Raw genomic sequence first — 13917 nt, 5'->3', positions numbered from 1 at the left:
CTGCCGACGGGTCCGCGGCTTCAGAAGCGTCGGCCAGGGCCACAAGGGCCGCCGGGACCGCCGCCGTCCGGTCGCCGAGTCCGGCGGGGCACTCGGCCCGTTCGAAGCGGAGACGGGCCGGGCGCCCGGCGCCGTGCGGGGTCCGCTGGCCCGAAGGTTCCCGCGTTGCCCCCGGCAGGGCTCAGCGCTCGTCGCCCGCCCGGTACATGCCGGCGCCGGGGCCGCCTGGGCCACAAGGGCCGCTGGGGGCCGCCGGGGTCGTTGCGGTCCGGTCGCCGAGTCCGGCGGGACACTCGGCCCGTTCGAAGCGGAGACGGGCCGGGCGCCCGGCGCCGTGCGGGGTCCGCTGGCCCGAAGGTTCCCGCGTTGCCCCCGGCAGAGTTCAGCGCTCGTCGCCCGCCCGGTACATGCCGGCGCCGGGGCCGCCTGGGCCACAAGGGCCGCTGGGGGCCGCCGGGGTCGTTGCGGTCCGGTCGCCGAGTCCGGCGGGACACTCGGCCCGTTCGAAGCGGAGACGGGCCGGGCGCCCGGCGCCGTGCGGGGTCCGCCGGCCCGAAGGTTCCCGCGTCGCCCCCGGCAGGGCTAGCGCTCGTCGCCCGCCCGGTACACGCCGGCGCCGGGGCCACAAGGGCCGCTGGGGGCCACCGGGGTCGCTGCGGTCCGGTCGCCGAGTCCGAGGGGAGCCCCGCCCGTTCGAAGCGGAGGTGGGCCGGGCGCCCGGCGCCGTGCGGGGTCCGCCGGCCCGAAGGTTCCCGCGTCGCCCCCGGCAGGGCTAGCGCTCGTCGCCCGCCCGGTACACGCCGAACATCGCCCCCTGCGGGTCCCGCAGTACCGCGATGCGCGGTCCGTCGGGAGGGGAGGTCGGCTCCATGAGCACGGTGCCCTCGCTGTCGGTCGTGTCGACGGCGGTGGTGTTCACGTCCGCCACGGCGAAGTACGGCAGCCAGTGGGCGGGCACCTCGTGCGGGAACTTCTCGTCCATCGTCACCATGCCGCCGAAGTCCGCGCCGTCGATCCCCCACTGCGGATAGCGGTCCGACGCGGACACGCTCCAGCCGAACACCGTGGTGTAGAAGTCGGCGGCCCGGCCGGGCTCCCGGGTCAGCAGCTCCACCCAGCCCAGCGTGCCCGGCGCGTTGAACAGCCCCGCGCCGGGGAACGACCGTGCCTGCCACAGCTGGAACACCGCGCCGCCCGGATCGGCGGCCACTGCGAACCGGCCGGAGTCGAAGACGTCCACGGGCCCGTGCAGGATCGTTCCGCCGGCCGCCGTCACCTGCCGCACGGCGGCGTCCGCGTCCCGGACCGCGAACGACACGTTCCAGGCGACCGGCTGCCCCTGCTGGTACAGCGGCGTCAGGGCGGCGACCGCCGCGTCGCCGAGGCGGGCGATGGTGTAGCCGCCCGCCTGCTGCCGTGAGTCCGTCGCGGGGCGCCAGCCGAACAGCTTGGTGTAGAAGCGCTTGGCCGCCACAAGGTCGCTGGTCCCCAGCTCGGCCCAGCAGGGGCCGCCGGGCACCGGTTCGTGGAGCTGCATCGCGTGGGGCGTCCTTCCGCTCGGCCGCAGACCGTCCGTCCCCCTCCAGCACGCTAAGGCCGGGCCCGGACCGCGGCCATCCGGCGCGTGCCGCCCCGGTGGCTCAGATCCCGGGCCGGTAGCGCAGCGGATGGTCCGCCGGAATCTCCACCAGCACGATCTGCGTGCCGTCGGGATCCGCGATCCACATCTCCACCAGCCCCCACGGCTCCCGCACCGGCGGCCGCACGATCTCGACGCCCTTCGCGCGCAGCTCCTCGTGGGCCGCCGCCGCGTCCTCGACCTGGAGCCACAGCTTGAGGGCGGGAGCCACGGGTGCGTCGGCGCGGCCGGAGACCTCCAGGAAGCCGCCGCCGAGGAAGTACACGGTGCCCCGCTCCGGTCCGGTGCCGAACTCGCGGTGGACGGCGAGGCCGAGCTGTTCGCCGTAGAAGGCCCGGGAGCGGTCGGGATCGGTGGGGCGGAGCAGGGTCCGGCTGCTGAGTACATGCACCATGCGGACCGACCCTACTGGCAGCGTTACTCTCATCGGTGCCCCCGCCGCGCCCGCGAACGAAACGCGCCCGAGAACGAACCGGAGACGCCCCAGATGGACACCACCGCAGGCCGACTGACCTACCGCGACGCCACCGACAACGACGTGGACGAGATCGTGGCGCTCATAGAGTCCGCGTACCGCGGCGATTCCAGCCGGGCCGGGTGGACCACCGAGGCGGACATCCTCCAGGGGCAGCGCACGGACCCGGAGGGCGTGCTGGAGGTGATCAAGTCGCCGGACAGCCGCCTGCTGACGGTCGAGCGGGACGGCGGGATCGTCGCCTGCTGCCAGCTCGAGCACCGCGGTGCGCACGCCTACTTCGGGATGTTCGCCGTCAGCCCGGCGCTCCAGGGCGCGGGTATGGGCAAGGAGATCGTCGCGGAGGCGGAGCGGCAGGCCCGCGAGGCGTGGGGCGTCTCCGAGATGCACATGACCGTCATCTCCGTGCGGGAGGACCTGATCGCCTGGTACGAGCGCCGCGGCTACCGCCGTACGGGAGAGACGACCCCGTTCCCGTACGGCGACGAGCGCTTCGGCATCCCGCAGCGCGACGACCTCCGGTTCGAGCTGCTGGTCAAGCCGCTGGTGTGAGCCTCAGGCCGTGAAGCGGCCGGTGCGCTTGATCTCCGGGTAGTCGGTCGTCGCGCCGTCCAGCCCCAGGGCGCGCACCAGCCGCAGTTGGTCCTGGGTGTTCACGGTCCAGGAGAAGACCCTCAGGCCCGCCTTGCGGGCGCGCCGCACGATCTCCAGCGTGATCCGCTCGATGTCCAGGCAGAGCGTCCCGGCGCCCGCCGCCACGGCCCGGTCCACGACCTCGGGACCGTAGTACTGCGCGACCAGCGCGGTCCGCACCCCCGGCACCAGGCGGGCGATCTCGACGATCGCCTCGTCGTGGAACGAGATGACCTCCACCCGGTCCACCAGGTCCCGCCGCAGCATCACCTCGGCGAGCGTACGCGCCGCCGCCACGTCCTTGATCTCGGCCTGCAACGGCGCCGAGACCGCGTCCAGCACCTCTTCGAAGACCGGGATCCGCTCCCCGCGGCCGGCGTCCAGTGCCCGCAGCTCCTCCAGCGTCTTGTCGGCGATCGCGCCGGTGCCGTCCGTGGTGCGGTCCACGTCCGCGTCGTGCATGACGACCAGCGCGCCGTCCTTGCTCAGGTGCAGGTCCAGTTCGACGACGTCGAGGCCGGCCCGCTCGGCGGCGACGAAGGAACGCAGGGTGTTCTCGGGTTCGACACCCATCGCTCCGCGGTGCCCGATGGTGAGGAAGTTCAAGGCTCGACTCGCTTCCGTAGACGGCGGCGATGGCAGGGCGCAGCCTAACGGCCCTGCCGGACCGTTTCCCCTCTGCCGCGCTGGGTATACGGAATCCGGCATCCCACAGGAAAAAATGCGGTGAAGCCCCGGGCGCGGCAGGATAATTTGCGGAGGCTCCCCTTGAAGGGAGGAACCTCGTATGCATACGGTGTCCTGACGCGAGCTTCTCCCGTGGAGGATGGGACATGACGGAAATTCTTGTGCAGGTGGGTGCGGAGGAGAAGGTTCCTCCGGTGAGCAGGGTGGTCGAGCACCCGGCATGGCCCGTGCTCAAGGATGCCGTGGAGCGCATCCGGCCCTGGCAGTCCAAGGACGGGTCGATCGACTTCGACGCCGAGGGCGCCCCGCAGCGGGCCGCCGCAGAGGACGCCGTACGCCGTGTCGCGGGCGCCGTCGAGGAGCTGTCCCCGCTGCTCCCGCACGACCGCGCCTACCACGAGGCCCTGGCGAAGGACCTCGGCCGCTGGGCCGACGGCGGCTTCGAGGTGCCCGACTTCCTCGACTCGCTGCTGGCCTTCCAGCCCGCCGCGGGCCGCGCGGACGGCCTCCAGCACCTGGTCGTCTTCCCGATGTACACGCAGAACGGCAACCCGGACCGCAACCTCGAAGCGGTCGTGCTGCGGATGGTCTGGCCCGACTGGCTGGCCGAGCTGGAGCGCACCCGCTACGACAACCCGCTGTTCTGCGGCATCACCTTCGAGGACTTCACGGCCGGCTACGACACCAACTCGGCCGTGCTCTTCCCGGAGACCATCGCCGTGCGCGAGGCCCCGGAGCGCTTCTCCTGGGGCGGCATCTTCTGCGACCGCGAGGCCGCCCGCTTCCGCCGCGTCACCGACGCCGCCGTCGGCATCCTGGGCCTGGAGCTGCCCGACGACGTCGCCGCCATGGTCCACGACCAGAAGCGCTGCGAGGAGGCCTTCGTCCTGTGGGACATGGTCCACGACCGCACCCACAGCCACGGCGACCTGCCGTTCGACCCGTTCATGATCAAGCAGCGCCAGCCGTTCTGGATGTACGGCCTGGAGGAGCTGCGCTGCGACCTCACCGCCTTCAAGGAGGCCGTGAAGCTGGCGGACGACGGCGTCCCGCAGGCCCGCGACGTGCAGTACGCCGTCCTCTTCGACCGCATGTTCCGCTTCCCGGTCACCGGTGAGCGCGTGCGCAACTACGACGGGCTCGGCGGCCAGCTCCTCTTCGCCTACCTGCACAAGCACGACGTCGTCCGCTGGACCGACAACAAGCTCTTCATCGACTGGCAGCGCGCCCCGCAGGTCACCAACCAGCTGTGCGCCGAGATCGAGACGCTCTACCGCGACGGCATCGACCGCCCCAAGATCGTCCACTGGTTCGCCGGCTACGAGCTGGTCTCCACCTACCTCGCCCCGCACCCCGGCTCGAAGTGGGCCAAGGGCCCCGACGCCCTCGACCTGACCCTGCCGCCGCGCAAACTCGTCGACGACGTGCTTCCGGACGAGTTTCCGCTGAGCATGTTCTACGAGGCCCTGTCCAAGAAGCTGAAGAGCGTGATCGCCTCCACCAAGGGCATCACGGCCTCGGCGGACGGCGCCGAGCGGGCCGCCGCGTGAGCGACGGCACCGGCGGGCAGGAACAGGCACGGCAACAGGCTCGGGAGGCGAGGACCATGGGGAACGGGGCGCTCGACGGCGCGGTGATCGCGGTGGCCGGGGCGGGCGGACCCGCCGGACGGGCCGCGCTGCTGCGGCTCGCCGAGGCGGGGGCGACGGTCGTCGGCTCGGACAACGACCCCGAGCGGCTGGCGGAGGCGGTCGACGCGGCGCGCTACGCGCACGGCGGCGCCACCGTCACCGGCGAGACGGTCGACCTGCTCGACCTGGACTCCACCCGCGCGTGGGCCGACCGCATCGAGAAGGACCACGGCCGCGTCGACGGCCTGGTCCACCTCGTCGGCGGCTGGCGCGGCAGCCAGAACTTCACCAAGACCGACCTGGGCGACTGGGACCTCCTGGAGAAGCTGCTGATCCGCACCGTGCAGCACACCTCCCTCGCCTTCCACGAGGCGCTCCAGCGCAGCGACCGCGGCCGCTACGTCCTGATCAGCGCCGCCGGCGCGTCCAGGCCCACCGCGGGCAACGCCGCCTACTCGGCCGCCAAGGCCGCCTCCGAGGCCTGGACGCTGGCCATGGCGGACTACTTCCGCAAGGCGGGGGGCGAGCAGGGGCCGACGTCGGCGGCTGCGATCCTGGTGGTCAAGGCGTTGGTGCACGACGCGATGCGCGCCGAGCGCCCCAACGCGAAGTTCGCGGGCTTCACGGACGTGCGTGACCTCGCCGAGGCCGTCGCCGGTGTCTGGGAGAAGCCCGCCGCGGAAGTGAACGGAAACCGTCTGTGGCTGACCGAGAAGCCGTGAACCCTCCGAAGACCGACGCGCGTCGCCACCACGACCCCGAGGTCCGCGGTTTCGCCAGTGACAACTACGCCGGCGCTCACCCGGAGGTGCTCGCCGCGCTGGCCCTGGCCAACGGCGGGCACCAGGTGGCGTACGGCGAGGACGAGTACACCGAGAACCTCCAGCGCGTGATCCGCAGCCACTTCGGCTCGGGCGCGGAGGCGTTCCCGGTCTTCAACGGCACCGGCGCCAACGTCGTCGCCCTCCAGGCGGTCACCGACCGCTGGGGCGCGGTGATCTGCGCCGAGAGTGCGCACATCAACGTCGACGAGGGCGGCGCCCCCGAGCGCATGGGCGGCCTCAAGCTGCTCACCGTCCCCACCCCCGACGGCAAGCTCACGCCCGACCTGATCGACCGGCAGGCGTACGGCTGGGACGACGAGCACCGCGCGATGCCGCAGGTCGTCTCGATCACCCAGAGCACCGAACTCGGCACGCTCTACACGCCCGACGAGATGCGGGCCATCTGCGAGCACGCCCACGCGCACGGCATGAGGGTGCACCTGGACGGCTCCCGGATAGCGAACGCCGCCGCCTCCCTGGACGTGCCCATGCGGACGTTCACCAACGCGGTCGGCGTCGACCTCCTCTCGCTCGGCGGCACCAAGAACGGCGCGCTGTTCGGCGAGGCGGTCGTGGTCCTGAACCAGGACGCGGTGCGGCACATGAAGCACCTGCGCAAGCTGTCCATGCAGCTCGCCTCCAAGATGCGCTTCGTGTCGGTGCAGCTGGAGGCGCTGCTCGCCAAGGACCTGTGGCTGCGCAACGCCCGGCACTCCAACGAGATGGCCCAGCGCCTGGCCGAGGGCGTGCGCGCCGTGCACGGCGTGGAGATCCTCTACCCGGTGCAGGCCAACGCCGTCTTCGCCCGGCTGCCGCACGAGGTCAGCGAGCGCCTGCAGAAGAGGTTCCGCTTCTACTTCTGGGACGAGGCCGCCGGCGACGTGCGCTGGATGTGCGCCTTCGACACCACCGAGGACGACGTCGACGCGTTCGTCGCCGCGCTCAAGGAGGAGATGGCCCGCTAGGCAACTCCATCGATGCATAGGTATGCGGTCACCTGAAAACTCATTGACTGTCGGGTGATCGCTTTCCTATGCTCTGCGGGCATGGAGCTGATCCAGCAGAACCCCGATTTGTCCGCCTATCTCGCCGCCGACGAAGCCATCGACCACGAGCACCCGCACGTACGGGAGGTGGCCGCGAGGCTCGCCAAGGAGGCGGAAGACTCGTATGCCTATGCGCGGCTGGCCTTCGAGTTCGTGCGCGACACCATCCCGCACTCGCAGGACTCGGGCGACCCGCGCGTCACCTGGCGGGCCTCCGACGTCCTGGAGAAGCGCACCGGCATCTGCTACGCCAAGGCCCACGCGCTGACCGCGCTGCTGAGGGCCGAGGACATCCCGACCGCCCTGTGCTACCAGCGGTTCGACGTGGTGCACGGGCTGGTCGCCGTACGGTTCGACGGGGCGTGGCACCGGCAGGACCCGCGCGGCAACAAGCCCGGCGTGGACGCGCGGTTCTCCCTGGGGCAGGAGCGGCTGGCCTTCACGCCGGACCGCGAGGCGGGCGAGGCGGACTGCCCGGAGCTGTACGCCGCGCCGCATCCGGCCGTGCTGGAGGTGCTGAAGGCCGCCACCGACCGGTCACACCTGTGGGCGACGCTCCCGGCCTCGCTCTGAGGCGCCCGCCCTGATGCGCCCCGGCTCAGTGGGCCTCGGCGGTGCGCACCTGCTCCGGGGTGGGGGCGGTGCCGCCGAGGTGGGCCGGCATCCACCAGGTGTCGTCCGCACCCTTCGGCCGCACGGGGTAAGCGCGCTGAGCGGCCTCCAGCAGTTCCTGCACCCGCTCGCGCAGCCGGCGGGTGAGGGCGCCCGCGTACTGCTCGCGGGAGGCCTCCATCGCCTCGCCGACCCGGATGGTGATCGGGACGTGGCTGCGCTTGAAGTTGCGCGGGTGGCCCTTGGTCCACAGCCGCTGGGTGCCCCACAGTGCCATCGGGATCAGCGGGACGCCCGCCTCCTGCGCCAGGCGCGCGGCACCCGACTTGAAGCTCTTCAGTGTGAACGACTCGGAGATCGTCGCCTCCGGGAAGACCCCGACGATCTCACCGGACCGCAGCGAGTCCAGGGCGTGCGCGTACGCCGCCTCGCCCTGCTTGCGGTCGACCGGGATGTGCTTCATGTTGCGCATCAGCGGGCCGGAGACCCGGTGCCGGAAGACCGACTCCTTCGCCATGAAGCGCACCAGCCGCTTCTGGGGCAGCGCCGCCAGGCCGTCGAAGATGAAGTCCAGGTAGCTGATGTGATTGCTCACCAGCACGGCGCCGCCCGAGCGCGGGATGTTCTCCGAACCCTGGCAGTCGATCTTGAGGTCCCACACCTTGAACAGGGTGCGGGCGAGACCGATGGCCGGGCGGTAGGCGAGTTCTGCCATGGGCGGGTCGGACCCTTCCTTGTCAGCCTGGGAAGGGGACTCCCAGTCGAAAGTTACGCAGCCGTAGGTTTACGGCTTGTCGAGATCGTGCCCCAAGAACGGCCGGTGTACCAGCCTTGGTGCCCGCCCGTGGCGAGATCCTCATCACGTCGTCGGCCGATTCATGGCCGAAAAGCGATGGCGGAGCGGGAATCTCCGCCGCCCGGGGAACGCTGAACCGATGGACGAACGGACCGGTGGCACGCCCGAGGCGTGCCCACGAGTGCCGCGGTGGCGGCGGAACGAGGACACGCGAGTGCACGGGCAGGGCGACGGCGGCAGCAGTCCCGATCGATCGCCGGCCTCCCGGCTCGACGCGGCCGGCCTCGGCGCGGAGCTGGGCGCACGGGCCACCCTCGTGCAGTTCTCCAGCGCCTTCTGCGCCCCCTGCCGGGCCACCCGGCGCGTCCTCGGCGAGGTCGCCCGGATGGTCCCCGGCGTCGCCCACGTCGAGATCGACGCCGAGGCCCGCCTGGAACTCGTCCGCGCCCTCGGCGTGCTCAAGACCCCGACCGTGCTGGTCCTCGACGCCGGCGGCCGGGTCGTACGGCGCGCCGTCGGGCAGCCGCGCAAGGCGGATGTGATCGCGGCGCTGGGCGAGGCGGTGTGAGTACCGTCACGCCGTCCATGAGGTCTTCTCCACAGCTTCCGCATCCGGGACGTAATTGACTGTGTGTGCCACCCGTCGTCAGCCTGCCCGTACGGCCTCGCTCCCGGCTCCGCGGACCGGGGCGCAACGCAGAAGGACTTCCCGTATGACGGCCACACCCGGCCTCACCGCGCCGCCGCTCGCCACCGCCGAGCTGTTGCGGTCCGCCTTCCGGCGGCACGCCGCGGGCGTCGCGGTGATCACCGCGCGCGGGGACGCCGGCCCGGTCGGCTTCACCGCCACCTCCCTCACCTCCGTCTCCGCCGAGCCGCCGCTGCTCTCCTTCGGTATCGGCACCGGTTCCTCCAGCTGGCCCGCGGTCTCCGCGGCCGAGTACGTCGGTGTCCACGTGCTCGGCGAGCACCAGGAGGACGTGGCCGCCACCTTCGCCCGCAGCGGCGCCGACCGCTTCGCCGCGCCCACCGCCTGGCACGACGGCCCCGAGGGCGTGCCGGTGCTGGACGGCGTCCTCGCCTGGCTCGTGTGCCGGGTCGTCGCCCGCGTGCCCGCGGGGGACCACCGCATCGTGCTGGCCGAGGTGCTGTCCGGGGACCCCGGGGACCCCGGGGACGCCGGCCGGCCGCTCCTCTACCACCAGGGGCGTTACGACCGCCTGCGCGACTGACCGCTCACCGGGACGGCTTCTGCGAAGCGGTCGAGTTCCGGTTACGCTGCGTTGCGAAGGTCACAGTTCAAAGCGCTTGCTTAGCGGGCATGAACTGGGTGTACTGACGAGTAATATTCCGGGACGGAGCGCAGGTCGCCCCGCCCGGGATCGGCCGCTTGGGGCGCCTATGCTGCCTGCAAGAGGCAGCACTGAAATGTCGACGCAGTAGGAGAGCCGGCGTGAGCTTGAGGATCGTTGTCACCGTGAAGTACGTGCCCGACGCCACTGGCGACCGGCACTTCGCCGATGACCTGACCGTCGACCGCGACGACGTCGACGGTCTGCTCTCCGAGCTGGACGAGTACGCGGTCGAGCAGGCGCTGCAGATCTCGGAGAACTCCGACGACGACGTGGAGATCACCGTCCTGACGGTGGGCCCGGAGGACGCGAAGGACGCGCTGCGCAAGGCGCTGTCCATGGGCGCGGACAAGGCCATCCACGTCGAGGACGACGACCTGCACGGCACCGACGCCATCGGCACCTCTCTGGTGCTGGCCAAGGCGATCGAGAAGGCCGGCTACGACCTGGTCGTCTCCGGCATGGCCTCCACCGACGGCACCATGGGCGTCGTTCCCGCGCTGCTCGCGGAGCGCCTGGGCGTGCCGCAGGTGACGCTGCTGTCCGAGGTCTCGGTCGAGGGCGGCACCGTGAAGGGCCGCCGCGACGGCGACGCCGCCACGGAGCAGCTGGAGGCCTCCCTCCCGGCCGTCGTGTCGGTCACCGACCAGTCCGGCGAGGCCCGTTACCCCTCCTTCAAGGGCATCATGGCGGCCAAGAAGAAGCCGGTGGAGTCCTGGGACCTGTCCGACCTCGACATCGACGAGGACGAGGTCGGTCTCGAGAACGCCTACACCACGGTCGAGTCCGCGACCGAGCGCCCGGCGCGCACCGCGGGCACCATCGTCAAGGACGAGGGCGAGGGCGGCAAGCAGCTCGCCGAGTTCCTGGCGGGCCAGAAGTTCATCTGAGCCTCGCTGGTTCCGCCGACCGCCCCTCACATCTCGCAAGCAGGAGAGAAGAAGTCCCATGGCTGAAGTTCTCGTCTACGTCGACCACGTGGACGGTGCCGTCCGCAAGCCCACCCTGGAGCTGCTGACGCTGGCCCGCCGCGTCGGCGAGCCCGTCGCCGTGGCCCTCGGCAACGGTGCCGGTGACACCGCCGCCGCCCTCGCCGAGCACGGTGCCGTCAAGGTCCTGACCCACGAGGCCGCCGAGTACGCCGACTACCTGGTCGTGCCGAAGGTGGACGCCCTCCAGGCCGCCGTCGAGGCCGTCTCCCCGGCCGCCGTGCTGGTCCCGTCCTCCGCCGAGGGCAAGGAGATCGCCGCCCGCCTGGCGCTGCGCCTGGGCTCGGGCATCATCACCGACGCCGTCGACCTGGAGGCCGGCGACGACGGTCCCGTGGCCACCCAGTCGGTGTTCGCCGCCGCCTTCACCACCAAGTCCCGCGTCTCCAAGGGCACCCCGGTCATCACGGTCAAGCCGAACTCGGCCGCCGTGGAGCCCGCCCCGGCCGCCGGTGCGGTCGAGGCCCTGTCGGTGTCCTTCTCCGCCGCCGCGACCGGCACCAAGGTCACCTCGCGCACGCCGCGCGAGTCGACCGGCCGCCCGGAGCTGACCGAGGCCGCGATCGTCGTCTCCGGCGGCCGCGGCGTCAACGGCGCGGAGAACTTCGCGATCATCGAGGCCCTCGCCGACTCCCTCGGTGCGGCCGTCGGCGCCTCGCGGGCCGCGGTGGACGCCGGCTGGTACCCGCACACCAACCAGGTCGGCCAGACCGGCAAGTCCGTCTCGCCGCAGCTGTACATCGCCTCCGGCATCTCCGGCGCGATCCAGCACCGCGCGGGCATGCAGACCTCGAAGACGATCGTGGCGATCAACAAGGACGCCGAGGCCCCGATCTTCGAACTGGTCGACTACGGCGTCGTCGGCGACCTCTTCGACGTCGTCCCGCAGCTCACCGAGGAAGTGAAGTCCCGCAAGGGCTGAGCATCCCGCCGTACGGCTCCGGCCGAGGCCCCCGCGACCCTCCGTGGTCGCGGGGGCCTCGGCGTCTGCGCAGGATGGGTGTTGACCGGCGGGGAACCGACAGATAACTTCGCTATACGGATTGTTGATTCCGTGCAGCGGAAAAGTGGACATCAGGAGGGTGTGGGATGGGTCAGCAGGAGAAGGTGGCAACGAGCCTCGCGGGCGCCGTCGGCGAGGAGATCAGTGCCTCCCTCGCACCGGTCGACGCGGAGCTGGAGCGCCGCTACCCCGGAGACCCGGGCACCCGCCAGCCCGTGCACACCGTCTACGTACCCGGTGACGTCTTCGCCGCCGACACCGTCCGCTCCTGGGGCGACCGGGCGCTGGCCGCCCTCGACGAACACGCCCCCGACGCCGCGTCCTTCGCGGCCGTCCTCGGCCTCAGCGACGACCTCGCCGAACCGGTGTACAGCCGCGTGCGCGCCAAGCTGGAGCGCGAGCCGATCGAAGACCTCCGCGTCGACTTCGAGGACGGCTACGGCAACCGCTCCGACGCCGAGGAGGACGAGGCGGCGGCCCGCGCGGCCCGCCTGATCGCCGAGGCGTACGACCAGGGCACCGCGGCCCCCTACATGGGCATCCGCATGAAGTGCATGGAGGCTCCCGTGCGCGCCCGGGGCATCCGCACCCTCGACGTCTTCCTCAGCGGTCTGATGGAGGCCGGCGGCCTCCCGGACGGCCTGGTCCTCACGCTCCCCAAGGTGACCTACCCCGAGCAGGTCACCGCCATGGGGCGGCTGCTGGAGGCCTTCGAGAAGGCGCGCGGGCTGGAGCCCGGCCGGATCGGCTTCGAGATCCAGATCGAGACCAGCCAGTCCATCGTGGCCGCCGACGGCACCGCCGCCGTCTCCCGCATGATCCAGGCCGCCGAGGGCCGCGCCACCGGCCTGCACTACGGCACCTTCGACTACAGTGCCTGCCTCGGCGTCTCCGCCGCCTACCAGGCCAGCGACCACCCCGCCGCCGACCACGCCAAGGCGGTCATGCAGGTCGCCGCCGCCGGTACCGGCGTGCGCGTCTCGGACGGCTCCACCAACGTCCTGCCGGTCGGCCCCACCGAGAAGGTCCACGACGCCTGGCGGCTGCACTTCGGCCTCACCCGCCGTGCCCTGTCCCGCGCCTACTACCAGGGCTGGGACATGCACCCCGGTCACATCCCGACCCGGTACGCGGCCGTCTTCGCCTTCTACCGCGAGGGCTTCGAGCAGGCCGCCGCCCGCCTCGCCCGCTACGCCAACCGCACCGGCGGCGACGTCATGGACGAGCCCGCCACCGCCAAGGCCCTCAGCGGCTACCTGCTGCGCGGCCTGGACTGCGGCGCCCTCGACATCGGCGAGGTCGCCCGGCTGACCGGCCTGACCCGCGCCGACCTGGAGGGCTTCTCGTCCCCGCGACGCGGCGACCTCACGGCATCGGCGCAGTAGGCGGCGGCAGCGCGTCGTCCGGCGTCCGGCCGGAGCCCACGTACCGCTCCAGGCCGGACGCCGTCACCCGCCCCTCCTCGGCGAACAGCCGCGTCCCCCGCTCGCACAGCCGCCGGTCGGCCCGCGCCCGCGCGCAGAACTCCTCGGGCGTCACCCCGAACAGCTCCCGCAGCGGGGCCGACTCCCGGAGGATTCCGGTGATGAGGGGCCGTTGCTCACCCGGGTGCCGACGGGGCGTCCCGTCGCCGTCGCGCAGGACACCGTGGCGGTTGACGTAGGCGTACGCGCCGCGCAGCACCGTGCCGTCGCCCGGTTCGACGCGTACGTCGGGAGCGGGGAGCCAGGCCCGGTCGAAGTTGCCGGACGCCATCGGCACGCCCTCGCTCGCGTCGATCACGGCGAGCTGCTCGGCGTCGAGCCAGAGCACGAACAGTTCCCGCACGACGCCGGGAGCGCACACCGGCGAGGCGGACACGTACCCCATGCGACTCACATGCGCGGACACTCCGATGTCGAGTCCGGTGACCCGTGACCGCACCATCGGGAGCGGCGAGTCGATCCCGAACTCCGCCATCTTGTGCCGCAGCTGAGCCGGACTGCCGTTGGAGCCGATCGCCAGCACCGGCTCCCGGTCCCCGTACACCACCCGGTCCAGCGGCAGCAGCCGGTCTCCCTCCAGCATCCCGGACTCCCGGGGCCACGCGCCCGGGTAGAGCAGCGGTTCCTCGCGGGGCACCCCGTCCAGCCCAAGGGCGCGCAGTGTCCGGTCCGCGCCGTCCGGGCCGGTCCGTGCGGGCCCGCCGGGCGGCGACACGTCCGCGCGCCCGGCGTCCCCGGGCTCGTCC

The 13917-nt window shown here is 72.2% G+C and carries 15 protein-coding genes; 10 read left to right on the top strand and 5 right to left on the bottom strand.

Annotated elements, in window-relative coordinates:
- Positions 1–772: 772 nt before the first annotated feature.
- Both AMK11_RS29835 and AMK11_RS29830 read right to left on the bottom strand, forming a co-directional pair.
- Positions 773–1537, bottom strand: coding sequence for a VOC family protein (locus AMK11_RS29835; protein ID WP_073731207.1), 765 nt, complete (start codon positions 1535–1537; stop codon positions 773–775).
- Between the two features lie 103 nt (positions 1538–1640).
- Positions 1641–2033 carry a VOC family protein gene (locus AMK11_RS29830; RefSeq protein ID WP_073731206.1) on the bottom strand — a complete coding sequence of 131 codons (393 nt, stop codon included), beginning with the start codon at positions 2031–2033 and terminating at the stop codon, positions 1641–1643.
- A 93-nt stretch (positions 2034–2126) separates the two neighbouring features.
- On the opposite strand from AMK11_RS29830, the gene AMK11_RS29825 reads away from it, so the two are divergent.
- Positions 2127–2666, top strand: a complete 540-nt coding sequence (locus AMK11_RS29825; RefSeq protein ID WP_073731205.1) for a GNAT family N-acetyltransferase — start codon at positions 2127–2129, stop codon at positions 2664–2666.
- A 3-nt stretch (positions 2667–2669) separates the two neighbouring features.
- Here AMK11_RS29825 and AMK11_RS29820 read toward each other — a convergent pair whose 3' ends face one another.
- Positions 2670–3353 (bottom strand): glycerophosphodiester phosphodiesterase, encoded by a 684-nt coding sequence (locus tag AMK11_RS29820; RefSeq protein WP_073731204.1) that lies wholly within the window; start codon positions 3351–3353, stop codon positions 2670–2672.
- Between the two features lie 227 nt (positions 3354–3580).
- Here AMK11_RS29820 and AMK11_RS29815 point away from each other — a divergent pair, with 227 nt between their 5' ends.
- The 4 genes from AMK11_RS29815 to AMK11_RS29800 all read left to right on the top strand — a co-directional run bounded on the left by AMK11_RS29815 (position 3581) and on the right by AMK11_RS29800 (position 7508).
- Positions 3581–4984, top strand: a complete 1404-nt coding sequence (locus tag AMK11_RS29815) for a DUF6421 family protein (protein ID WP_073731203.1) — start codon at positions 3581–3583, stop codon at positions 4982–4984.
- Between the two features lie 56 nt (positions 4985–5040).
- Positions 5041–5787 (top strand): SDR family oxidoreductase, encoded by a 747-nt coding sequence (locus tag AMK11_RS29810; RefSeq protein WP_073731202.1) that lies wholly within the window; start codon positions 5041–5043, stop codon positions 5785–5787.
- On the top strand, positions 5784–6854 hold the full coding sequence (locus AMK11_RS29805) for a threonine aldolase family protein (protein WP_073731201.1): 1071 nt from the start codon (positions 5784–5786) through the stop codon (positions 6852–6854). Before AMK11_RS29810 ends, AMK11_RS29805 begins: the two co-directional genes overlap by 4 nt.
- Positions 6855–6935: 81 nt before the next feature.
- The gene (locus AMK11_RS29800; protein ID WP_073731200.1) at positions 6936–7508 is read left to right on the top strand and encodes a transglutaminase-like domain-containing protein; all 573 of its coding nucleotides are present in this window, start codon (positions 6936–6938) and stop codon (positions 7506–7508) included.
- 25 nt (positions 7509–7533) lie between these two features.
- Here the strand turns inward: AMK11_RS29800 and AMK11_RS29795 are convergent, their stop codons facing one another.
- Positions 7534–8262, bottom strand: coding sequence for a lysophospholipid acyltransferase family protein (locus AMK11_RS29795; RefSeq protein ID WP_073731199.1), 729 nt, complete (start codon positions 8260–8262; stop codon positions 7534–7536).
- Between the two features lie 220 nt (positions 8263–8482).
- On the opposite strand from AMK11_RS29795, the gene AMK11_RS29790 reads away from it, so the two are divergent.
- The 5 genes from AMK11_RS29790 to AMK11_RS29770 all read left to right on the top strand — a co-directional run bounded on the left by AMK11_RS29790 (position 8483) and on the right by AMK11_RS29770 (position 13072).
- On the top strand, positions 8483–8911 hold the full coding sequence (locus AMK11_RS29790) for a TlpA family protein disulfide reductase (protein WP_241847109.1): 429 nt from the start codon (positions 8483–8485) through the stop codon (positions 8909–8911).
- A 145-nt stretch (positions 8912–9056) separates the two neighbouring features.
- Positions 9057–9575: a flavin reductase family protein gene (locus AMK11_RS29785; RefSeq protein WP_073731197.1), complete on the top strand. Its 519-nt coding sequence runs from the start codon at positions 9057–9059 to the stop codon at positions 9573–9575.
- A gap of 221 nt (positions 9576–9796) precedes the next feature.
- The gene (locus AMK11_RS29780) at positions 9797–10585 is read left to right on the top strand and encodes an electron transfer flavoprotein subunit beta/FixA family protein (protein WP_073731196.1); all 789 of its coding nucleotides are present in this window, start codon (positions 9797–9799) and stop codon (positions 10583–10585) included.
- Positions 10586–10643: 58 nt separating this feature from the next.
- Positions 10644–11606 (top strand): electron transfer flavoprotein subunit alpha/FixB family protein, encoded by a 963-nt coding sequence (locus tag AMK11_RS29775; RefSeq protein ID WP_073731195.1) that lies wholly within the window; start codon positions 10644–10646, stop codon positions 11604–11606.
- 167 nt (positions 11607–11773) lie between these two features.
- Positions 11774–13072, top strand: a complete 1299-nt coding sequence (locus tag AMK11_RS29770) for a DUF6986 family protein (protein ID WP_073731194.1) — start codon at positions 11774–11776, stop codon at positions 13070–13072.
- On the opposite strand, the gene AMK11_RS29765 is transcribed toward AMK11_RS29770, so the two are convergent.
- Positions 13053–13886, bottom strand: a complete 834-nt coding sequence (locus AMK11_RS29765) for a hypothetical protein (protein WP_073731471.1) — start codon at positions 13884–13886, stop codon at positions 13053–13055. The two genes, AMK11_RS29770 and AMK11_RS29765, sit on opposite strands and share 20 nt — an antisense overlap.
- Positions 13887–13917 lie beyond the last annotated feature (31 nt).

Source organism: Streptomyces sp. CB02414 (assembly GCF_001905385.1).
Taxonomy (GTDB): Bacteria; Actinomycetota; Actinomycetes; order Streptomycetales; family Streptomycetaceae; genus Streptomyces.
The sequence above is the reverse complement of the archived record's forward strand: the minus strand, read 5'-3'. Positions and strand labels throughout refer to the sequence as shown.

Excerpts from the sequence above, each read along its gene's own strand:
- AMK11_RS29810 (WP_073731202.1), top strand. The coding sequence starts at position 5,041 with ATGGGGAACGGGGCGCTCGACGGCGCGGTGATCGCGGTGGCCGGGGCG.
- AMK11_RS29830 (WP_073731206.1), bottom strand. The coding sequence starts at position 2,033 with ATGGTGCATGTACTCAGCAGCCGGACCCTGCTCCGCCCCACCGATCCC.
- AMK11_RS29825 (WP_073731205.1), top strand. The coding sequence starts at position 2,127 with ATGGACACCACCGCAGGCCGACTGACCTACCGCGACGCCACCGACAAC.
- AMK11_RS29815 (WP_073731203.1), top strand. The coding sequence starts at position 3,581 with ATGACGGAAATTCTTGTGCAGGTGGGTGCGGAGGAGAAGGTTCCTCCG.
- AMK11_RS29835 (WP_073731207.1), bottom strand. The coding sequence starts at position 1,537 with ATGCAGCTCCACGAACCGGTGCCCGGCGGCCCCTGCTGGGCCGAGCTG.
- AMK11_RS29775 (WP_073731195.1), top strand. The coding sequence starts at position 10,644 with ATGGCTGAAGTTCTCGTCTACGTCGACCACGTGGACGGTGCCGTCCGC.
- AMK11_RS29795 (WP_073731199.1), bottom strand. The coding sequence starts at position 8,262 with ATGGCAGAACTCGCCTACCGCCCGGCCATCGGTCTCGCCCGCACCCTG.
- AMK11_RS29800 (WP_073731200.1), top strand. The coding sequence starts at position 6,936 with ATGGAGCTGATCCAGCAGAACCCCGATTTGTCCGCCTATCTCGCCGCC.
- AMK11_RS29770 (WP_073731194.1), top strand. The coding sequence starts at position 11,774 with ATGGGTCAGCAGGAGAAGGTGGCAACGAGCCTCGCGGGCGCCGTCGGC.
- AMK11_RS29790 (WP_241847109.1), top strand. The coding sequence starts at position 8,483 with ATGGACGAACGGACCGGTGGCACGCCCGAGGCGTGCCCACGAGTGCCG.
- AMK11_RS29785 (WP_073731197.1), top strand. The coding sequence starts at position 9,057 with ATGACGGCCACACCCGGCCTCACCGCGCCGCCGCTCGCCACCGCCGAG.